This window comes from Candidatus Magnetominusculus xianensis (assembly GCA_001541255.1).
Classification (GTDB): Bacteria; Nitrospirota; Thermodesulfovibrionia; order Thermodesulfovibrionales; family Magnetobacteriaceae; genus Magnetominusculus; species Magnetominusculus xianensis.
In genome coordinates this window covers 1-19,883 of sequence record LNQR01000084.1, presented here as the reverse complement: position 1 = coordinate 19,883, position 19,883 = coordinate 1, and the positions used below count along the sequence as shown (strand labels likewise).

Annotated in this window: 19 protein-coding genes; 12 read left to right on the top strand and 7 right to left on the bottom strand. The window is 45.1% G+C overall.

Annotated elements, in window-relative coordinates:
* Positions 1 to 224: 224 nt before the first annotated feature.
* Both ASN18_RS12150 and ASN18_RS12145 read left to right on the top strand, forming a co-directional pair.
* Positions 225 to 476: a type II toxin-antitoxin system HicA family toxin gene (locus ASN18_RS12150; protein WP_085053021.1), complete on the top strand. Its 252-nt coding sequence runs from the start codon at positions 225 to 227 to the stop codon at positions 474 to 476.
* Positions 477 to 481: 5 nt separating this feature from the next.
* On the top strand, positions 482 to 691 hold the full coding sequence (locus tag ASN18_RS12145) for a type II toxin-antitoxin system HicB family antitoxin (protein ID WP_085053020.1): 210 nt from the start codon (positions 482 to 484) through the stop codon (positions 689 to 691).
* Position 692: 1 nt separating this feature from the next.
* Here ASN18_RS12145 and ASN18_RS17990 read toward each other — a convergent pair whose 3' ends face one another.
* From ASN18_RS17990 to ASN18_RS12125, 4 genes are all read right to left on the bottom strand, one after another.
* Positions 693 to 959: a type II toxin-antitoxin system RelE/ParE family toxin gene (locus ASN18_RS17990; RefSeq protein WP_085053019.1), complete on the bottom strand. Its 267-nt coding sequence runs from the start codon at positions 957 to 959 to the stop codon at positions 693 to 695.
* Between the two features lies 1 nt (position 960).
* Positions 961 to 1,218, bottom strand: coding sequence for a hypothetical protein (locus tag ASN18_RS12135; protein ID WP_085053018.1), 258 nt, complete (start codon positions 1,216 to 1,218; stop codon positions 961 to 963).
* A 346-nt stretch (positions 1,219 to 1,564) separates the two neighbouring features.
* Entirely contained in the window at positions 1,565 to 4,369 is a 2,805-nt protein-coding gene (locus ASN18_RS12130; RefSeq protein WP_085053017.1) for a PD-(D/E)XK nuclease family protein, read from the bottom strand.
* The gene (locus tag ASN18_RS12125; protein WP_085053016.1) at positions 4,366 to 7,497 is read right to left on the bottom strand and encodes a UvrD-helicase domain-containing protein; all 3,132 of its coding nucleotides are present in this window, start codon (positions 7,495 to 7,497) and stop codon (positions 4,366 to 4,368) included. Before ASN18_RS12125 ends, ASN18_RS12130 begins: the two co-directional genes overlap by 4 nt.
* Positions 7,498 to 7,595: 98 nt before the next feature.
* Between ASN18_RS12125 and ASN18_RS12120 the strand changes: the two genes are divergently transcribed.
* The 7 genes from ASN18_RS12120 (at position 7,596) to ASN18_RS12090 (ending at position 15,047) form a co-directional block, all read left to right on the top strand.
* The gene (locus tag ASN18_RS12120) at positions 7,596 to 8,567 is read left to right on the top strand and encodes a chemotaxis protein (RefSeq protein WP_085053015.1); all 972 of its coding nucleotides are present in this window, start codon (positions 7,596 to 7,598) and stop codon (positions 8,565 to 8,567) included.
* Between the two features lie 19 nt (positions 8,568 to 8,586).
* Entirely contained in the window at positions 8,587 to 9,219 is a 633-nt protein-coding gene (locus tag ASN18_RS12115) for a precorrin-8X methylmutase (protein ID WP_085053014.1), read from the top strand.
* A gap of 15 nt (positions 9,220 to 9,234) precedes the next feature.
* Positions 9,235 to 9,927 carry an HAD family hydrolase gene (locus ASN18_RS12110; RefSeq protein ID WP_085053013.1) on the top strand — a complete coding sequence of 231 codons (693 nt, stop codon included), beginning with the start codon at positions 9,235 to 9,237 and terminating at the stop codon, positions 9,925 to 9,927.
* Between the two features lie 1,330 nt (positions 9,928 to 11,257).
* The gene (locus ASN18_RS12105) at positions 11,258 to 11,713 is read left to right on the top strand and encodes a NapC/NirT family cytochrome c (RefSeq protein ID WP_085053012.1); all 456 of its coding nucleotides are present in this window, start codon (positions 11,258 to 11,260) and stop codon (positions 11,711 to 11,713) included.
* A gap of 39 nt (positions 11,714 to 11,752) precedes the next feature.
* On the top strand, positions 11,753 to 13,162 hold the full coding sequence (locus ASN18_RS12100) for an ammonia-forming cytochrome c nitrite reductase subunit c552 (protein WP_236861717.1): 1,410 nt from the start codon (positions 11,753 to 11,755) through the stop codon (positions 13,160 to 13,162).
* A gap of 16 nt (positions 13,163 to 13,178) precedes the next feature.
* Positions 13,179 to 14,459 carry an ammonium transporter gene (locus ASN18_RS12095; protein ID WP_085053010.1) on the top strand — a complete coding sequence of 427 codons (1,281 nt, stop codon included), beginning with the start codon at positions 13,179 to 13,181 and terminating at the stop codon, positions 14,457 to 14,459.
* 156 nt (positions 14,460 to 14,615) lie between these two features.
* Complete coding sequence (locus ASN18_RS12090; RefSeq protein WP_085053009.1) at positions 14,616 to 15,047, top strand: PIN domain-containing protein; 432 nt, start codon at positions 14,616 to 14,618, stop codon at positions 15,045 to 15,047.
* Between the two features lie 147 nt (positions 15,048 to 15,194).
* Here ASN18_RS12090 and ASN18_RS12085 read toward each other — a convergent pair whose 3' ends face one another.
* From ASN18_RS12085 to ASN18_RS12075, 3 genes are all read right to left on the bottom strand, one after another.
* Positions 15,195 to 16,259, bottom strand: coding sequence for a DUF4062 domain-containing protein (locus ASN18_RS12085; protein WP_085053008.1), 1,065 nt, complete (start codon positions 16,257 to 16,259; stop codon positions 15,195 to 15,197).
* Between the two features lie 142 nt (positions 16,260 to 16,401).
* Complete coding sequence (locus ASN18_RS17985; protein WP_085053007.1) at positions 16,402 to 16,590, bottom strand: type II toxin-antitoxin system HicA family toxin; 189 nt, start codon at positions 16,588 to 16,590, stop codon at positions 16,402 to 16,404.
* On the bottom strand, positions 16,587 to 16,811 hold the full coding sequence (locus tag ASN18_RS12075; RefSeq protein WP_085053006.1) for a type II toxin-antitoxin system HicB family antitoxin: 225 nt from the start codon (positions 16,809 to 16,811) through the stop codon (positions 16,587 to 16,589). The genes ASN18_RS17985 and ASN18_RS12075 overlap by 4 nt, the downstream gene beginning before the upstream one ends.
* 239 nt (positions 16,812 to 17,050) lie before the next feature.
* Here ASN18_RS12075 and ASN18_RS12070 point away from each other — a divergent pair, with 239 nt between their 5' ends.
* Genes ASN18_RS12070 through ASN18_RS12060 form a run of 3 tightly spaced genes read left to right on the top strand, consistent with a single transcriptional unit; the run spans position 17,051 to position 19,684 of the window.
* A complete protein-coding gene (locus ASN18_RS12070) occupies positions 17,051 to 17,389 on the top strand; it encodes a P-II family nitrogen regulator (protein WP_085053005.1) in 339 nt (112 codons plus the stop codon).
* Positions 17,390 to 17,417: 28 nt separating this feature from the next.
* Positions 17,418 to 18,740: an ammonium transporter gene (locus ASN18_RS12065; RefSeq protein ID WP_085053004.1), complete on the top strand. Its 1,323-nt coding sequence runs from the start codon at positions 17,418 to 17,420 to the stop codon at positions 18,738 to 18,740.
* A gap of 56 nt (positions 18,741 to 18,796) precedes the next feature.
* Positions 18,797 to 19,684 carry a hypothetical protein gene (locus tag ASN18_RS12060; protein WP_085053003.1) on the top strand — a complete coding sequence of 296 codons (888 nt, stop codon included), beginning with the start codon at positions 18,797 to 18,799 and terminating at the stop codon, positions 19,682 to 19,684.
* Positions 19,685 to 19,883 lie beyond the last annotated feature (199 nt).

Here is a 19,883-nt window from a genome sequence, read left to right as displayed (position 1 = left end):
TGCCACACATAATTCGCAGTTTTTTTATGCATCGCAAATTACAATATGCGGCATAGTTATGTCCACTTACTTATGCACTGATTAATAATTGTTGACAGAGATAGAAATCAAGAGATAAAATAGGCACATGGCAAGGATCGCGGGGTACTGATTGCATCTGATATAAGACTAAAAATATAGTCATGTTTATGTTACAATAGAGATTAATATTAACTTATTCTTAAATGGGTAAATATGAGAAGCTGAAAAGAAGGGTACTAAGCAATCAGGTTAGTGCAAATATCGCGTTTGATGATATATGTCTGCTGTTGAAGCACTTTGGATTTGAAGAACGCGTAAGGGGCAGTCATCATATTTTCAGGAAACAAGGTATTGATGATAAAATTAATCTACAACGTGATGACAACAACCGGGCAAAGATTTATCAGATTCGCCAGGTGCGGGCTGTTATCAGGAAATACAATTTAGAGGATTAATTGAAATGTATGAAATTGTTATTCATTGGAGTGATGAGGATTTGGTCTTTATTGCTGACGTGCCGGAACTTTCAGGTTGTATTGCTCATGGGAATACCTATGAAACGGCATTGTTCAACGCTCAAGAAGCTATTCAATTATGGATTGATACGGCTAAAGAATTCGGCGATCATATCCCTGAGCCATCGGCTGACCTAACTAATGCCAACACTTAAATCAATACACCTCATTGTGAGAGCCTATGTTGAGGAGATATAAGGTGTCGCCAGATAGCATGAAGGTAATACGGATGTCCTCAGTCAATGAACACGCATATCTATCACTTAGATTACCTGATAACTTATGGGTTTTGAGATAGGGCGTAAAAGGATTCTCACGCAATGACATTAAGACTTTCGATAACTTGACGTCCAGGGTCTGTGAGTTTTTCGTGAGCTTTGATGACTGCCGTAGAAATTGCTTTTCATACTTTAGTTTCGGCAAGCTACTCTTTCCAGTTTCTTATCGCTTCCATAGCGTCTTCTATGGTGTCAAACTCATAATATTCGCCCCTCTGTTCAGCCGCAAGCGTTTCCTCAACGAATATTGTATGCCTGCGCTCTCTGTCTGCAAGATAATCGATAAAAGAAGCAGCCTCTTTAATGCGCTCAGGAGACAGTACCGGCAATATCTCGATTATATGCGCAATGTCGGGGTTCTTTACGGCGGACTCAATGACTGTATCTGTAATCGTTTCACTCATATTTAAAGTATATCATGGAAAGACTAAAAAGGTAAACGCATGACGGAATTAAAAGGACACAATCCTTAATTATCCTTATTATTAGACTTCGGGCCGTGTTTCTTGAGCCATAGAGAGCGCGACAAGATAAATAGAACCGTCCCTTCTAGTTCCCTGATGCTTTGTCCATATCAAGACCCTCTATGACAGATTGAAAAAATAACACCGGTGCAGCTGCCTTTATCGTCCGCAATGAATCGCCGCTCACTGGCGACGAACAGGGATGCTGTCAGGTCTTGTCGTGTGACATAATATCTCCGTGTTAATCAAACTGCACAATGTCTCATCTGGTCAGAGGATTTATAACTCACATCCCGCACATATACTTATACGTACACAGCGGGCATGTATCCTTTGAATTTGACGCCGGATTAAACGGCATATCAGGGTCGTGGATTTCGTCGAGTATGCCATTTATTACATCGAGGAGCGGCTCAAATCTCTGGCCTTCTTCTTTAAATAGGGGTATCTCTGCCTTTTCATCTATGTAGGTGCGCCCCAGTTGGATGAATATGCCGTTGAGGTCTGCCGGACTGAAGCCAGTATTTAGCGAGTACAATAACAAATAAAACGGCATTTGAAGCGTACCTATTGCCTCGCCCCATGTGTCTCTGTCCCCAACATCAAGGCGCGCGTGGTTTATCTCAAGGGAGCGTCTGTTTGCCGTTGTCTTATAATCAGCAATAAAAATCTTATTCCCGCCGCGCAGCTCCACCTTATCAAGCCGCCCGGTAAGCCTGTAACCCCTGTGGATAAGCTCAATCTTTTCCTCAAGGCTTAGGATTTTTACTTCTGTAGTCTTTATAATCGGCAGCATATATTTCCTGAGAAAATCTGACATCCGCCGTCTGAGTTGTTTCTTTAACAGATACACAGAGCCTGCTGTGTCTTTCCCATAGAGGGTTTCAAATCGGGCATTTACGATTTCAAACATCCTGCCTTCGTCCATATCTGTTTCACTCAGGACTGTTCCAACGCAGGGCTTAAAATACTCGTATAAGACTTCGTGGATGAAATTCCCTATATCTATTTTTAGGGGAGAGCCGGAGAGCTGTTCCTTTTTCTCAAGACGCAGGACGTAGTGGTAATAAAACGAGAGCGGACATTTCAAGTAGGCATTGAGCGAAGAGGCGCTATAGCTTAACTCATTCCTTAACACACCAAGCAGATAAGCGCTCTTTCTAATGGCAGAGGGCGGGTTGTTCTTTAGTTCAACATTGTACTGAATAGGGATAATCATATCTGATTGAAGCGGGTCTTTTTGTTTTTCCCACAGGATTTTCTCAATAAACCGGCTCTTTTCCTTCTTTGTGTTTTCAACGAAGAATATATTTACCTCCTTCGCCCCGGCAATCAGGGTCTCAAAATAGCAGGCAGACAGGCGTTCTCTGTCAATGTGTGTAGAAAGGCCAAGTATCTGCCGTGCCTTAAAGGGCAGGAGTGAGTCCTCTTTCGACAGACCCGGCAGGTCATCCTCATTTACGTCCATGATATATACGTTGTCAAATCTGATATTTCGCGTCTCCAGAAACCCAAGTATCTGCACCCCACGAAGCGGCATCCCCTCAAATGGACAATAACACGTGGCCACATACCGCTTAAACAGATTAAAATAGCCGGTCACATCAGAAAACACTATATCGCGCATCATAGAATTGGCTATCGAATAAGCAGCCAACGTAAACGCCTCAGAAAATGGAAAGAAAAACGGGTGCAGACGCGCCGTGCTCTGCTCGTAGATATATGTTATTAACCCGATGGTCTTCTCAGCAAAGTCCCCCGTGTTCTTAAACGACAGATAACTCCTTATAGTTGCCGTGTGGATTGCCCTGAGGTGTGCCCCTATCTCCTGCTTAGTTATCTTTATTCCGGCTTCCACTATCTGTTTGGTTACGGCGTTGAGGAATTCCTCGTCTTGTTCTATCTCGTCAAGCGTAAGAAATGTCTTTGTCGAATTGCCCGTAAGGGTTTTCTCAAGTGTGTGAAACATGATTCTTGCAGCGTCAGTGCGGCCGTTCATGTAGATATTTTTCGTATATGGATGGAGGATGAACTTAATATAGTGCGGCATGTAGAGACGTTCCCCATCGATAGACAAGACAAGATCAATCAGATTCTTAAAAAAGCCAAACACAGGGGTGCGAAGGAGCGGGTAGCCAAGCGACACATTATAGGCATTATCATTAAGCATTGAAATGCCGTGATGCAGAATTGGAAAGACAGTCTCAGCAGATGGCAGGGCAACAACGGTGTTCTCATCCCGATGCCCAGGGTTGTCTTTAAGCAGGCGGCTAAGGGCAAATACCTGCCCGTGTGTGTCAGGACTCTTATATATTTTTATCACTGGCGCCGGGGTCTTCTCTGGTTCAGGAGCATGGGCGTCTTCGGCTATGCCGAGGTCATTGAGAAGTTCTCTGACAGCGCTTGTCCTGTGAAATATAAAGAGGGAGTTATCCATGTGTGAAACAGCTTTAAACAAATCCTGTTCTGATTTTGTGAGGGAGAAAAATCCCGCAAAGATTATCTTATTAAAAGCGCTTAAATCTATATCGCCGATTCTTTCAGATACGGTGCGGTATCGCGTGGAGCGGGTTGAGAATTTAGACTTTGCGAGGACTTCGTAGAATTCCCTGTACAATAGAGACAGTGACTGGAGGTTCTTAAGGGTCTCTTTTGGGATTTTTTCATCCGCTATAAGCTCTATTTCTCGTATCTTTTTAAATGGGATTTTCTCTATACAAAACTCCTCGAAATCGCGGTAGAGTTTTAGCCCTAATGGGAAAAAAGTATCAGCGCTGATAAAGGAGCTGTCAGCTCCAATGGGATTCCTTCTGTGAATATTATAAAGAATAGCGGCTGCATCGATGGTCTCTGCCTTCCTGTCAAATAACCCCAGGCGTGTCTCATAAAGATAGTCAATAAACTCGTCCATCGATAATGACAGCGGGGGGACAAAGGCGGTCTCCTGGCGCTTTCCAATGGCCTTTCTCAGAAAATGAGACGGTCTCTTGCCGGGAAACACAACAACTGTGCCAGAATAATCCCCGCCCTCCCCTGTTAAGTTACTGAGGACTTCGTCTATAAGCCCCTTATGTGGCGGGATTAAGTTCAAATTACAGTTACCCCTTCTAACAGATCGACGTATGCAATTATACCCTCGACACGACTTGCTGGGTAGAGTTCCTGTAACAGGTTGATATAACCCCGTAATTGATACACATAGCCTTCGCTCTTTTTTGAGCCAGTCTTAAAGTCTATGACCGTCACCAAATCCGGGACTATCACTACCCTATCCATTACCAATAGCGCCCCCTGAGAGTTTGAAAATGTCTGTTCCTTTTTTACAATAGTGCCTGGCCCTTTAGTAAAATATGGTACAATGAAAGGAGTTTTTAGAAATCTCGACAGCGTTGTTCGTTCTGATGGGAATTTAAATGCTGATGTACTGTTTACGAGGGCAATTAAACTGTCAAGAATGCCTTCGGGGTTGTCGTCTATGAAATCGATAAAAGACAGGCAGCGGTGGATGAAATCACCCCGCTTTTTCTCCATGACATTGAGCGATTGCTCTGTATAAATCAAACCGGAGGGTCTTGCCACGTCATGGTGGAGGTGAAATTGCCCATCTACGCTGCCAGATTTTGTTGAAACTATAACCGGCGGTTTTTCGTTTGGGGGCGCAGATACCTCCCGAAAGAGCCCCTTGCCAGCCCTACCCTCCACTGCTATTACATAGAGTTCTGACTTGGCCCTCGTCATGGCGACATACAGGGTATTGAGGCGGTTTACGGTATCCTTAATCCGCTCCTCTCTAAAGAGAAGCTCATACGTATCAGGGTCTGTTACGGAGATAGATTTGAGAATCTTTTCATTTAATTTCAGAAGATTAATGCCGTCTGGCGTCTCATACGCAACGTAATCTAACCCCTTGTTGGACTCATCATATACCAGGACAATGACAACAGGGAATCCAAGCCCCTTGGCCTTATGTACGGTCATAATGCGTATGGCGTCAGTTGTAGTCGGCACGTCTATAGTCCAGGCATCCGCACCGCTGGCTGAAGAGTCTTCGTCATGTGCCATGCTCAGGAAATCCCGTAGATTATTGCTGCCCTTGTCTTCAAAGTCCTTTACTGCCTCAAGGACTCTGGCAAGTACGGCCTCACTCTCATCGACTGTCTTATTAAATACCTTAAATACCCTGTAAATCTCGCTGACCAGATCATAAAGGGGAAAAAATCCGGCGGCCCTGAAAAGCCCGTCGAAATAGGTTTCCCACAGGGCGGCGTACTCACGTTGAAATGCCTTATACAGAGGGGGAGTTGACCTGTTTTTAAGGAAAAACTCCTTTATTTCACCCATACTTATATCCTGCTTATCTTCGTCAACGACAGCGCTGAAAATCTCACCAGTACAAAATGTGACAAACGACAGGTCATCGATAGGGGAATCTAAGAAATTTAACAATGAGATAAGCTCCCCTGTTATCTTTGACTTTCTTACGTCGAGACTGCTGAAGGATATAAAGGGAATTCCCCTTCTATTTTTTTCAGTAGTGATTTCATCGAGCCACGAGGCCACCATGAGGACATCGTCATTTTTTTTAGTAATGACGGCTATGTCGCTGAGGTTATATCCTCGCCTTATGAGGTCTTCGACAATTGATATAAATCTGAGTTTCTCAGGTTCCTGCATGTCATCGCCGTCTTCGTGGAGAGATTTCTCCAGCACAGTGACCTCCACATGACCGGAGTTCTCGTTACCCGGGCGTACCTTCTGTGTGAAATCTGTGAGGCCGCTTCGCATCGCAGCCACGCATAAACTGTCGATTTTGGGCAGTGTATGCTTAAATACCGTGTCGTTGAAATTAAGAATTCTCTGGAGGCTTCTAAAGTTTGTGTCCAGCTCACGGACAAAGTGTTCGGCGGAGGGAAAAGGGGATTCCTCCTCATAGCGCTTCATTATGCTGTAGTCGGCATCACGAAAGCCGTAAATCGCCTGCTTGGTGTCGCCAACTGCAAAGAGGCTGCCCCCCTGAGATGTGGAATTCTCTATGAGCGGGTAGAGATTTTTCCACTGAATCGGCGATGTATCCTGATATTCGTCAATGAGATAGTGATAAATGGTCTCACCTATTCTGAAATAAACGTCGGGGACTATTTCACTAGTGATATAACCGGCAAGCATCATGTTTATATCTTCGATGAAGACAGCGCCATAGTGCTTTTTTACCTTTACCAGTGTATCATAAAACTCTTCGTAGATTCTGATATAGGGGGTATAGTATGTATGGGCGTAGTGAACAGCGTACCGGCTAATCAGACCAGTGAGGGCGCTCCACATATCACAGATGTGGTCATAGGGGGTGGTTAAATGTTGAGCCTTCGGGCCTGGTTTATTTACTGGAGGATTTTTCGTTCCAGTGCCAAGAATGTCTGAAAAATTTCCTGCCCTTACATCATGGAGGATGTTTTTGTATGAACTGTTGCCGCGTCTTTGCAGCCCTGAGCGTTCAATTGCGTCCTCTATTGCATCGACGGTCTCTTTGATGGAGTTCTTTATGCCGCTGATCTCCTTATCAAGGGCAAGTATACGGGGGCGCTTGCCGGTTGATGCCAGTTTTCTGTATATTTTCTTTATTTCAGAGAGAATCGTCTTAGACGGGTCCCAGAGAAATGGGTTTTCTGATTGCCGGGACTCAAGCAGGAGAGAGACGGCATTTTCCACGATGGCACCCTCTTTGGTGCCTTCTTTAACTTTTCTGAGAAACAGCTCAAAGGCGTAGTCCATAAGGGCGTCGCCGTTTATTTGTATCTCAAAGTCCTGATTATATCCAAGGTCAATTACTGAGGCCTTAAAGACCGAGGCCATAAAGCTGTCGATTGTCTTAACGTGGAAGTCCGTGTAGTTATCCAATATCTCATCGATTAAGACGGTTGTCCGTGTTAGGAGTGTATCTTCGTCGATGGAGAGGCATTGAAGGAGTTCGGCACGCTTTGGTTGGTCGCCAAAGTATATGTCCTTAAGCCACTGAAGTATGCGCTCTTTCATCTCTTTGGCGGCATTGTTTGAAAATGTTACGGCCATGATGTTTTTCATGCCATTGTGCGGCACCTTTTCAGACAGGAGGAACTGGACAAATCTCTTTGTCAGGGCATGGGTCTTGCCTGAGCCAGCAGAGGCCTTTAGTATGATAGTATGGGGAAAAGCTATAGTATCGTCTTTTTCAATTACATCCATTGTCAAACATCTTTAATATTAGATACATAATGTGGTATTATGTTTAAGCTGTGGAAATAGTATACAGATACTATACTGATTAAGGAGGGAGGTGTCAAATGGCTCAGAAAATGGGTGCATTGCCGGAGGTTCTAAAAGTTGGAGCGAATGAGATGGAGCTGGTGGTGTTTAAGATGTACTGCCTCCTGCAAAGCGGTAAGACTGAGACGCGCAGCTACGGGGTCAATGTAGCAAAAGTCAGGGAAATCATACCAATGCCAAACCTGACGACCGTTCCCGACTTGCCAGATTATGCAGAGGCGCTGGCGGAGGTACGCGGGGAGGTCATTCCAATAATTGATTTGGGCAAGCTGATGAAATTTACGCTGCCCACAGGCTCAGATGCTATAGAAATAAGGCAAAAGGTTATAGTTGTGGAGATGTTGGGCACTACGGTTGGCATAGTAGTCCACGAAGTAGAAAGGATACGAAGGATTAAGTGGACGCAGATAAAACCGCCCCCACCACTCTTACAATCCAAACACACGGGGAGAATAACCGGTGTAACTAAGTTAGACGAAAGCGATGATTTGCTGCTGATTCTTGACCTTGAGAGCGTTATACAGAGTATTGGCGCAATAGTTACCCACAGAACTATTAACATCGACGATCTGAAGGGCTATGAAAAAAAGAAGTTGTCCGGGAACATCCTTATCGTTGATGACTCAATGGTAGCACGCAAGATTCTCAAGGATACCCTCGAAAACATGGGACTAACTATTGTGGAGGCAGCCGATGGTAAACAGGCGCTTAAGGTATTAAACGACTTCGTTGCTAAGATAGGCAACGAGCCAGTTTCCAAGTACATAAATCTGATTATAACGGACGTAGAAATGCCAGAGATGGACGGGCTGACGTTTACTAAAAGCGTAAAATCCGACCCTAAATTACAGCGCATTCCTGTCATCGTAAATACCTCTTTGAGTGGGGATGAAAACAGACAGAAATCAAAGGTTGTGGGCGCTGACGGGTATCTTATAAAATTTGACGTAGCAAACCTGGTGAGTGAAGTGACGAGGTTTTTAGGGTGATACGTAAGGCGTCAGTATAATGGACAAAGGCGCGAAGATAGAGAAAGACAGCTTTTCGATTATCGAATCCGGGATGAAGAGACATTTCGACGAGTTGTGCCTGCCGGTAGTAAAAAGGGTAATACATGCCACAGGGGATTTCGAGTTCGAGGATATTTTAAAGTTCAGTCCTGGCGCAATAACACATGGCATATCGGCAATAAGGGCTGGGAAGGACATCTTTGTGGATGTAAAAATGGTTGAAGCCGGTATAAATAAAAAGGCATTGGCGCAGTTTGGCGGCACTGTGATATGTTTCATTTCCGATGAGGATGTAGCGAAGGCGGCAAAGGAAAAGGCAATGACCAGGGCGGAGTGCGCGGTTGAGAAGGCATTTTTAACTACGGCTGCAAATATAGGAATTGCAGCAATTGGAAACGCCCCGACTGCCCTTATCAGGCTGATGGAAATAATTGAAAACAAAGAGATTAGTCCTGAACTACCTGAACTAATAGTGGGGGTGCCGGTGGGTTTTGTCAAGGCTGAGGAATCAAAGGCATCACTTGCAAAACAACACTATCCCTATATCACCTGTCTGGGAAAAAAGGGTGGAAGCTCCATAGCAGCAGCAATTATTAACGCAATAGTAAGACTTGCCGCCCCCCCGAAATAGAATAATATAAATCCCATGAAACTCATCCTTTTCGACATAGACGGTACACTGATGGATGCAGGGGGTGCTGGCTCCAAAAGTCTCAACGATGCCTTTTATGAGTTATTTTCTATTGAAGACGCACTTAAAAATATCAAATTTGACGGAAAGACAGACCTGAGGATATTTAAAGAGGGGATGAAATACCACAGACTCACAGATGGCAACGGTGCCTTAGTCTCTATCAGAGAGCAGTACCTCAAACGCCTCAAAGTGGAAATCAATAATGACAAAAGGCATATCAAGCCCGGCATTACTACCCTAATAGAAGCTCTTCAGGGTAAACACCACCACATAGGGCTTCTAACGGGAAATCTTATGGCAGGCGCGGAGATAAAGCTGAGGTCGGTAGACCTCTGGCACTATTTCGAGGGAGGTGCTTTCGGCGACACCCATGAAGACAGAAACCGTCTGCTTCCCATCGCGGTTGATAATATTTATGAAAAAACGGGTAAAAGATTCCCCTACAACCAATGCGTAATCATAGGCGACACCCCAAGGGACGTAGAGGTGGGGAAAACCCACGGGGCATTTACAATAGCAGTTGCCACAGGGCCGTACTCACAGGTGCAGCTTCAGCAGACCGGCGCGGATGCAGTGTTGAATGATTTATCAGATACGAATACAGTGATGTCACTAATCGGCTCTGCCATGAGTAATTACTTCTGAGTCGGAATCCATGTCAGCCAAGTGAATGAATGGTAAAAGCACATAGTAGAAGGGGCCTCAGAGTTATATAATGGAGTTCAGGAGAATTCTCAAGCAACATATGAGACGGAGCATGATCGAGCCAAATAGGGAAACTGCAGCTAGAGGTAGATTGGCTAAAAAATAAAGACTGCATTGCCATTGGTACGGTAACAGAGAAAAGAGCGATGATAGAGCCAGACGATCCACAATTGTGTATATGTCGGCAGTGTGAACTGTTTGTGCTGCTAACCAGGGCAAACGCATTTCAGCATAGGATGATTTTTTCCATGTAGCTATCGCTCCAACCCAGGGCAAACGCATTTGAAAATATCAACACCATTTCGTCTCTGATAGAGGTAGGGAAGGTTTTCGCTTCCCCTCCCTCCGAACCTGTACAGGCGGATTTCCCACATACTGCTCAGACATCGGGATTGACACGCTGATTCATGAGCTGTGGTTAAAGTGAACAGCCCATGACCACCAAAGTAAGCGTTCGGCCATGGGCAAAGCGCCGACCTCTTCCTTGATCCGAGTCTTTTCAGAATGGAGCGTTAAGCATCTTTCCTCTATATCATACCTTTACCTCGGATAATGCCTTCTTTGCCTCTTCTTCGGAGACACACAGTATTACAAAATCATCAGCGTATCTAACTATTTCGTATTATAGTCCGCTCGGTAGATTTTGTTCAAATAGATATTAGCCAGTAGTGGACTGATAACCGCTCCCCACTCCACCTTGCGGCGACGCAGTTACGTTCAGTTACAGGCCGCAGAGCGTATACCTGAAGGGGACTTGCACACCTCTGACTATGCACTCTTACAGGCGCACGATTCCAGCTTGCGCTGGAATGACAGATTTAATGCTTTAAAATGCATATTATGAATTAGTCTGACTCTAAAATAACAACAAAACGCTTATAGTGCGTTTGCCCTGCCTGTCAATCCTCTTGACAACCTCCGGTATCGACGGGGTTAAATGAAGTGGGCCCTAATAATGAGACAATAGGTTGAAATAGAGTCTAAAATTTAAGATTGTAACTTAATGATATTTCACGATAATAATGCCATATCAACGGGTTCGAATCCCGTCGCCCGCTTCCCCATTAATTTTTATTAACAAGCTTAAACCCATCACTCCCCAAACCTTCTTGACCACACTTCTTCCTACAATTACCTACAAAATTGTAGCCCTATGACAATTTTGTAGGTACTCCCACATCAAACAGCGCATTTTCAGGGCATATTAATTTGGCATGGTATTTGCTCTTCTACCCTCAGCTCATTAAATCTGCGAAAGGGGTAGTATGCGATGAAGGTAATACAGAAGGCACAGCTTGCCAAAAGTCACCGGAGAATGCTTGCTATAATCATCCTTGCAGTCATATTTTTGCCGATTTTACCGCTTGCGCTCAGGAGCGCCTGGTTGTACTCAGCCAGTTCTGAGTTCTGCATTTCATGCCACACTATGAACAAGGAATATCAGAACTGGAGCCATTCAGTTCACAGCTTAGATGCAGTGTGCGGGGACTGCCATGTGCCCCAGCAAAGTATAATCACGAAACTGGCCGGTAAGACCAGAGACGGCATCTACCACAGCTATGCCTATATTTTTGACTCTGCCCAGGACCCGATAAGAATATCAAAGCATGGGCAGGATACGGTTAAGAAAAACTGCCTGAGATGCCATAATCAGCTGCTGGCTAATATACACACAAGCGGCAGAAACTGCTGGGACTGCCATCGAAGGGTATTTCACGGCTACTAATATATATATCAGGGCTAATTAAGGAGGGAACACATGTTTATGAGAACTATGATGTACTGCACAATGTTTGTTTGGATTGCGTTGAGTATGACGGGGTGTTCCGGTGAGCCAAAGTCTGTTGCATCGGCAATTATAATCCCTGACGGGGAAAAGGACCCTGCCGTGTGGGGGAGAAAATTCCCTAACCACTATGACAGCTATCTAAAAAACTCAGAAAAAACAAAGGACTACAGCAAATACAAAAGCGACAATCAGTGCAGGCTAAGCCCGTGGCCGTTTCAATTTGTCCTGTTTGACGGCTGGGGCTTTGGCGTAGAGTACAACGAACCAAACGGTCATACAGAGATGATGAAAGACCAGCGGGACATTGATTCCTCAAGAAAAAAGGCCGGCGGCGTATGTCTGACCTGTAAGACCCCCTATGCCCCTGAACTGCGTAAAAAACTCGACATTGATTACTTTAGAAAACCCTATGACGAGGTGTTAAATGAAATCCCTGAAAAACACAGGACGATGGGGCTTGTCTGCATAGACTGCCATGACCCGGCAACAATGGACTTGCGAATAAGCCGTCAGACGCTGATAGAATCGTTGAAGGCGATTGGAAAAGACCCAGAGAAATTAACGAGGCAGGAGAAGCGATCACTTGTCTGTGCCCAGTGCCACGTTGACTATTCGATACCAAAGGACAAAGATGGAAAGAGTATTGCCCTGGTATTCCCCTGGAAAAACGGCAAATGGGGTAATATCACTATCGAAGCAGTAATAAAGCAAATCAGGGATGAGGGGCTGAAGGAGTGGAAACACAAACCAACTGATCAAAAATTGGGGCACCTGCGCCATCCCGAATTCGAGCTGTTCTCCTCGCCGGGGAGCGTACACTGGGCGGCAGGCGTTGCATGTGCAGACTGCCACATGCCATATGAGCGCGTAGGACGCGAAAAAATATCCTCACACAGATGGGAAAGTCCGCTGAAAAATGACATGAAGGCATGTATGCAGTGTCATACTCAGGACGCAAAGTGGCTCAAAGACCAGGTATATAATATTCAGGACAGGGTTAATCACATGTTCACAAAGGCCGGGTATACACTGGCATCAGCGGCATTGACATTGGAGGCAGCGGTGAAAATCCCGAAGGCAGACAATGCCACAATTGAAAAGGCAAAGGCACTCTACGCCGAGGCATACTACAGGTGTACGTGGATAGGGGCAGAAAACAGCATGGGCTTCCACAATCCAACGGAATCGCTGCGCGTCTTGGGTGATGCCCTTGACCTTGGTCATCAGGCTGAAGCGCTGGCAAGGGAGGCGATTCTAAAGGCGTCAGCCACGCCGCCAGAGTTTGATATGGCGCAAATAGATAAAATTGTTGCAGAGCGCTCAGACGGCAAGACCGGCTTCAAAGCTGATGTCAAAAAGAGAGCCGCCTTAATGAGCGGTAAATAACAACACGGAGGGCGTGATGTTTAAGATAGTGTTTACTCTGATAAGCTTACTACTGATGCCTCTGGCTGCTGAGGCGGCAGGCTCCGTAGACAGCGGCGATACGGCATGGATTTTGGCGTCAACAGCCCTTGTAATGCTTATTGTGCCCGGCATAGGGCTGTTTTATGGGGGCATGGTGAGGAGGAAGAACATACTGGGCACGATGATACAGAGCTTTGCGATACTCAGCATTGTCAGCGTTGTATGGGTGATGTGGGGATATACGCTTGCCTTTGGGCCTGATATTGGGGGTGTGATAGGCAGTGTTGAGTGGTTTGGGCTTAACGGCATAGATGGAGAGGCTGCCCGGCGTGCCCCCAGCGTGCCGCATCTGATATTTGTAATGTATCAGGGGATGTTTGCAGCGATAACACCTGTGATAATGGCTGGGGCACTTGCAGAGAGGATAAGGTTTTCTGCGCTGCTTGGCTTTACGGTGTTATGGGTAACGGTTGTGTATGCGCCGGTATGTCATTGGATGTGGGGCGGGGGGATATTTGGTGAAATAATGGGGGCGCTTGATTTTGGCGGTGGCGTGGTAGTGCATATAAGTGCGGCGGTAAGTGCGGCGGCTGCCCTGAAGATAATAGGCAAGCGGCGTGGGTACGGGGTGTCGGCGATGCCTCCGAATAACCTGCCGATGACATTATTTGGGGCCGGGCTTATGTGGTTTGGGTGGTTTGGGTTTACGGCGGGCAATGCCGGGGCATCGGGCGGGGTTGCTGCCGCTGCCCTGGTCTCGACCAATACTGCCGCGGCGGCGGCTGCAATGGCGTGGCTTTTCATTGAATGGCGGCACTTGGGAAGGCCGACGGCCCTGGGGATAGTGAGCGGTGCGGTTACGGGGCTAGTTGCGATAAGCCCGGCGGCGGGGTATGTGACGCCGGTAGTTTCGATAATCATTGGGGCGGCGGCTGGGCTATTGTGTTATGCTGCAGTAGCGTTAAAGCAGCGGCTTGGAGTTGACGACTCATTGGATGTAATCGGGATTCACGGCGTGGGCGGGACATGGGGGACATTGGCAGCAGGGTTATTCGCATCTCAGGCTATAAATCCCCTTGGGGCAAATGGCGTATTTTACGGCAACCCGCCCCTTCTGGCGATTCAGGTGATAGCGGTCACCGGAGTATACGTATTTGTCTTTGCTGCCTCGTTTGTCATATTTAAAGTCATCGACATGACAATTGGCCTCAGAGTAGACGAGGAAATGGAATACACCGGCTTAGACAAGTCCCAGCACGGTGAAAGCGTGGTGTAGCGAATAGTTAATTTACTCGTATTCACCCCCCCTTGACTTCCTATTTTGGGGATGTTAAGCTATTAATAGTTACAAATTGATGAGTTTATAGGAGACATGCGGTGGAAACCACAAAATATATACTAAAACAATCGATGCCGCATGGGTGAACCCACTATGATAACTTTAAGCGTGGAAGACTACCTCAGAAGTTTGGCAGGAGAAAATGAGCTCTTAGTCAAGATTCAATCTGGGGCTAAAGACTTGGGGCTGGATCAGATGACTGACGAGGAAATTGACGCTGAAATCCTCTCTTACCGGAAAGAACGGAGGAAGTTTAAACAATTAAGAAACAAATATGATACTGAGATAAAAACCCTTTTTAGTTCATTTCAGCGGGAGGCTCTCTGGGTTAAGCCTGTCAAGCCGGTGGGGATTATAAAACATGACCCTGCTGATAATAAATTTTTAGAGTGCGCCTTGTCAGCCCAGGCAGATTATGTTAATACCGGCAACATCAGACATTTCCCTTTTGGCCAGTTTGAAAAGATGCTCATTGTCACACCGCAAGAAATTATCAACCAAATCACGCCTCTCTATTTCAAATGATAAAAGTTATATCCATGCGTCGAAATTCATTCTTTATGCCTTTAGAAAGGTTCAATGTCATCTGTGGCTTCTGGATTAGGTTTATATAATTTATTCAGCTTTTTTTGCACAGTATGAAGAAAAGCAGCCTGCTCATCTTCTGACATCCTAATTAAATATACTACCTAATTCAGAGAGTGTTTTATAGGGTACATCAGCCACGTCCTTCCAATAGATAAAGTCATAACCTTTAAATATTTCTGTTATTGGAATGAATTTTGACCACTTATGAGTTTGAATGAGGGTAAGCAGAGAGAAAAGCCATGTAGAGGTTAGATGTAAATCAAAGTGTTTATTGAAAGAAATGCGCTGTTTACATCTATATCCATCATCAAAGTAGATAATTTCTGAGATGATATCATCGATTTTTTCCTGCATTTGTTCTAATTCTGCAATATTGAATTCACTTGTAAATTCTTTAATATCGATTGTACTTTTGTTACGATCTTTTGAAGCAGTGCTGCTTTCTGCAAGCGTTCGTAAATGATGTTCGATTCTATCAAGACGCTTTCCCAAGAGTTCGACTTTTTCTACTGCAATATTACGTTGTCTTGTCAGGGAATCATAAAAGAAACCTGCCCACTGTTTTCGCAGAGTCTTTTTGATATCATCAAATGATTCAAAAGGGAATACTGCATTGTTAGTGTCAAGAGTCTGGATTATATCGAGGAAATAAAAGATATATCTGTATGCATTATGTGGGAAATGATATGAGGCGTCAAATTGTTCTTTTTTAAGCTGCCTCTTTTTCTCATCATCGGCTTCTTCAATCTTATTATCTGTGATATCCCTTCTAATTTTCTCATTAAGTGCCCTACGATAATTATCAAAATCATACTGAACAAAGCGATTAAGAAAAATGTATTTCGGTATACCAAGTTCAAGGGCTTTACGAAACTCTTGAAGTGTAACTGAATCAGGCAAAGCAGTCTTGTCACTATGCTTATAATACAAGCTGCCATAATTATTCCCCACGATTAAAACAAAGATATTGCTTTTAGGTATCTCTTCTTTACATGCATCCTGGACATGTTTATCCGAATCATAAAATATATCGCCAAATTCACTCATTATAGGTTCATATCCCATACCATCAATAAACTGTCTCAATTGAGAACGGATCTCCTGAAGGTCATAGCATGTTGAACTTATGAATATTCTTGGAATTGCCATAATGCCGCTTACCTCATTAGTTAGTTCTTACAAGTTCCCTCTTTGAACATAACATAGTGATGGATATTAACACAAGCATTTTTTCATGTGGACATTATACTATATTACTCGTATTACTATTATAAAGTTTTAAAACTCTTTATCAGATACAGCTTTGAATACCAAGGTCTTTACATATTTTCCGTATAAGGTTTTCATCAATATCTCTATGCCGTGGAATTGTACTTAACTTCCTTTCCTCAATGTTTACATAAATTGAGTGATTACCGCCCTCACGCAAAAGCTCACAGCGGTTTCTCTCGATATATCGTATGAAGTCCCGCCGCTTCACACTGTAAGTATGCCAAAGTCTTCTTTTATTATCTCTTTGTCTAAAATATCTTTTTCAGCGATTAGACGGTTAGCTTCCAGAATTAATTGAACAGCCTCAACCAAATTCTTCCTCGTCTCTTCTATCGTTGCCCCCTGGGTGTTAGCCCCTGGAAGTTCTTCTACATATCCAATGTATCCATATGGTGATTTATGATATACTGCCGTCAGTTTTTCACGCATTTCATCTCCCTGTCCCGCATGTTTGAAACTATTATAACATATCTTTCATTTTGCAGGCTGACGAATATGGAACAACAATGAATCATTCAAAATTGTAGGCAGCTACATTTTTGTAGCATCCTGTGTCTGACATTATCTTTATATAACAGCATGGTACAGCATGGTATGGTTATTGCAGTTACTATAGTTGTGTGTAAACAGGCCATATTATAAACCGGCCGCATACTAAGGAGGAGTTAATGAAAAAGATTGAAGCTATTATTAAACCATTCAAGCTCGATGAGGTAAAAGAGGCTCTTTCAGCCATCAATATTCAAGGTATGACGATGATGGAAGTGAAGGGGTTCGGGCGGCAGAAGGGACACACAGAGTTGTACAGAGGGTCGGAGTATGTTGTGGATTTCATACCGAAGATAAAGATAGAACTCGTGGTGGCGGAATCCATGGTGGAAAAAGTCGTCAAGGTGATAGAAAAGACGGCGTGGACTGGGAAGATAGGAGACGGTAAGATTTTCGTCTCAAGCATCGAAGAAACATTGAGAATAAGGACGGGAGAAAGGGGCGAGATCGCCCTCTAATGAACATGTTGCAATGAAGGAGATAGAAATGAAAAGATTTGTGATGCTGATTTTAGCAGCATGTATTGTGTTTTTGGCAGCGGCGGCCTTTGGAGAAGATGCCGCCCCTCCCCCTCCGAAGGTTGTAAACAGCGGAGATACTGCCTGGATGCTCGTTTCAACGGCACTGGTTATGTTAATGACCCCAGGGCTTGGTTTATTTTATGCCGGCATGGTTAGAAGGAAAAACGTTCTGGGTACGATAATGCAGAGCTTCTCTATGCTCTGTATGGTAAGCGTCATATGGGTCTTATGGGGCTATACGCTTTCATTCGGGCCTGACAAACTTGGCGGGTTAATCGGCGGGCTTGAGTGGTTTGGCCTCAACACCGTCGGGCAGGAGCCGTCTAATTATGCAACCACGATACCACATCTTGTGTTTATGATGTTTCAGGGGATGTTCGCTATAATTACGCCGGCCTTGATAACCGGGGCATTTGCTGAGAGGATGAAGTTTTCAGCCCTGATGTTATTTTCGGCCCTGTGGCTGACGTTTGTGTATTCGCCGCTGTGTCATTGGGTATGGGGCGGCGGCTGGATAGGGGCAAAACTTGGTGCGCTGGACTTTGCCGGAGGTACGGTTGTACACATCAACTCGGCTGTTGCCGCCATTGCCGCTGTGATATTGATAGGCAAACGCAAGGGCTATGGCCGCGTGCCAATGCCGCCGCATAACTTGCCGATGACTATAACCGGCGCAGCACTGCTGTGGTTTGGATGGTTTGGGTTTAATGCCGGAAGTGCGTTGACATCCGGGGGACTGGCCTCACTTGCTTTTGTGACGACAAATACTGCATCGGCTGCGGCGGCTATGGCATGGATGCTGGCAGAGTGGATTCATAGAGGGAAACCGACAGCGCTTGGAATCGCCAGCGGCGCTGTTGCAGGGCTTGTTGCTATAACACCGGCGGCAGGATTTGTGACACCATTGTCATCTATATTAATCGGTGCAGGGGCAGGCGTAATTTGTTATACAGCAGTCAGCCTCAGGCCAAAACTTGGTTACGACGACTCACTCGACGTAATCGGCGTCCACGGTGCTGGAGGGACATGGGGGGCGCTTGCTACTGGATTATTCGCAACTGTTTCGGTAAATTCGGCGGGCAAGGACGGTTTATTCTATGGTAACGCACAACTGCTGCTAACACAGCTTATAGCTATTGTGGCTACATATGTGTTCGTATTTATAGCATCAATAGCGCTGCTAAAGATAGTTGATATGATTGTCGGCCTTAGGGTTGACGAAGAGGATGAGGCAACCGGTCTTGACCTTGCTGTTCACGGTGAAAACGGCTATGACTTCGAGACCTAATTACTCAGATTATGAGCGGCGGAGCCGCTCACACTATATCTATGGAGGACTGTGAAATGAACAAAGCAATACGGGTATTGGGAAGCATTTTAGTGTTGACAGCGCTTTTGCTAGTTGGAGTGCCTGCCACTGCTGAAGAGGAAGCGATTCCTCTTTTAGGTACGGCTGGGCCAGATAACGCAACTGCAACTATTGCAATCGCACTTTTAAACAAGTATGTCATCAGAGGTTATGTCTATAGTACTAATAGCATGGTTATTCAGCCAGCCCTGACATTTGCATATATGGGATTTGGTGCAAGCATATGGGGTAACATAGATACAAATGAGACAGCAACTCAGAGTTCTGTCCCCGAAAGGCCAGGGCAGGCTGCCTATAACGAAGTTGACATAAAGCTGAACTATACGCGCACATGGGGTATATTCAGTCTGACAGGCGGGTATATTTTCTATGGAACAAAATACACTAAACAGACTCAGGAGATGTATTTAGCCGGGGCGTTTAATGTAATTACAAAACCAGTGCTTACAGTGTACAGGGATTTCGACGGTTTTCCTGGGACATACTTTAATTTGGCACTCAGCCATTCATTCCCAGTACCGGTTGTTAAGGATATGACGCTTGACCTCGGTGCAAGCTTTGGCTATATGCTTGGCGGCTCAGACTACTGGCGCACATATGAGCAGTACGCATGTGCACCTGACGACACCAGTTGCGTTACGGGCGGCTACACGGGCAAGAAATATCGGGCCTTTCACGACGGCATGTTAATGGCTGGGGTAACTATACCAGTAGTACAAGGGTTTACCGTACAGCCTATTACGATGTTCTCGTTTCCACTTTCAAATGACGCAAAGAAAAAGGTTGACGACGTATCGTACAATCCAAGCGGCTGGGTTGGTCAGCACTTCATCTATGGCCTTAACATGACATATAACTTCTAAAATGCTGCCCCGCCGCTTCATAATGGACTTAGCGGCGGGGCTTAATCCAGGGCGCAGGAAGAACTTTGGGAGTAAGCGCAACTTATGGGAGAATCAAACCGTTCATTGAGAATCCCTAAAACCGAAATAGAGATTGAAAAAAGGGTGAAAGCCCCCGTGCTTAAAGGGTAGCAGATGGTATAAAATATCACCTGCAAGG

Excerpts from the sequence above, each read along its gene's own strand:
- ASN18_RS12150 (WP_085053021.1), top strand. The coding sequence starts at position 225 with ATGGGTAAATATGAGAAGCTGAAAAGAAGGGTACTAAGCAATCAGGTT.
- ASN18_RS12145 (WP_085053020.1), top strand. The coding sequence starts at position 482 with ATGTATGAAATTGTTATTCATTGGAGTGATGAGGATTTGGTCTTTATT.
- ASN18_RS12135 (WP_085053018.1), bottom strand. The coding sequence starts at position 1,218 with ATGAGTGAAACGATTACAGATACAGTCATTGAGTCCGCCGTAAAGAAC.
- ASN18_RS12125 (WP_085053016.1), bottom strand. The coding sequence starts at position 7,497 with ATGGATGTAATTGAAAAAGACGATACTATAGCTTTTCCCCATACTATC.
- ASN18_RS12120 (WP_085053015.1), top strand. The coding sequence starts at position 7,596 with ATGGCTCAGAAAATGGGTGCATTGCCGGAGGTTCTAAAAGTTGGAGCG.
- ASN18_RS12115 (WP_085053014.1), top strand. The coding sequence starts at position 8,587 with ATGGACAAAGGCGCGAAGATAGAGAAAGACAGCTTTTCGATTATCGAA.
- ASN18_RS12110 (WP_085053013.1), top strand. The coding sequence starts at position 9,235 with ATGAAACTCATCCTTTTCGACATAGACGGTACACTGATGGATGCAGGG.
- ASN18_RS12105 (WP_085053012.1), top strand. The coding sequence starts at position 11,258 with ATGAAGGTAATACAGAAGGCACAGCTTGCCAAAAGTCACCGGAGAATG.
- ASN18_RS12100 (WP_236861717.1), top strand. The coding sequence starts at position 11,753 with ATGAGAACTATGATGTACTGCACAATGTTTGTTTGGATTGCGTTGAGT.
- ASN18_RS12095 (WP_085053010.1), top strand. The coding sequence starts at position 13,179 with ATGTTTAAGATAGTGTTTACTCTGATAAGCTTACTACTGATGCCTCTG.
- ASN18_RS12090 (WP_085053009.1), top strand. The coding sequence starts at position 14,616 with ATGATAACTTTAAGCGTGGAAGACTACCTCAGAAGTTTGGCAGGAGAA.
- ASN18_RS12085 (WP_085053008.1), bottom strand. The coding sequence starts at position 16,259 with ATGGCAATTCCAAGAATATTCATAAGTTCAACATGCTATGACCTTCAG.
- ASN18_RS12075 (WP_085053006.1), bottom strand. The coding sequence starts at position 16,811 with ATGCGTGAAAAACTGACGGCAGTATATCATAAATCACCATATGGATAC.
- ASN18_RS12070 (WP_085053005.1), top strand. The coding sequence starts at position 17,051 with ATGAAAAAGATTGAAGCTATTATTAAACCATTCAAGCTCGATGAGGTA.
- ASN18_RS12065 (WP_085053004.1), top strand. The coding sequence starts at position 17,418 with ATGAAAAGATTTGTGATGCTGATTTTAGCAGCATGTATTGTGTTTTTG.
- ASN18_RS12060 (WP_085053003.1), top strand. The coding sequence starts at position 18,797 with ATGAACAAAGCAATACGGGTATTGGGAAGCATTTTAGTGTTGACAGCG.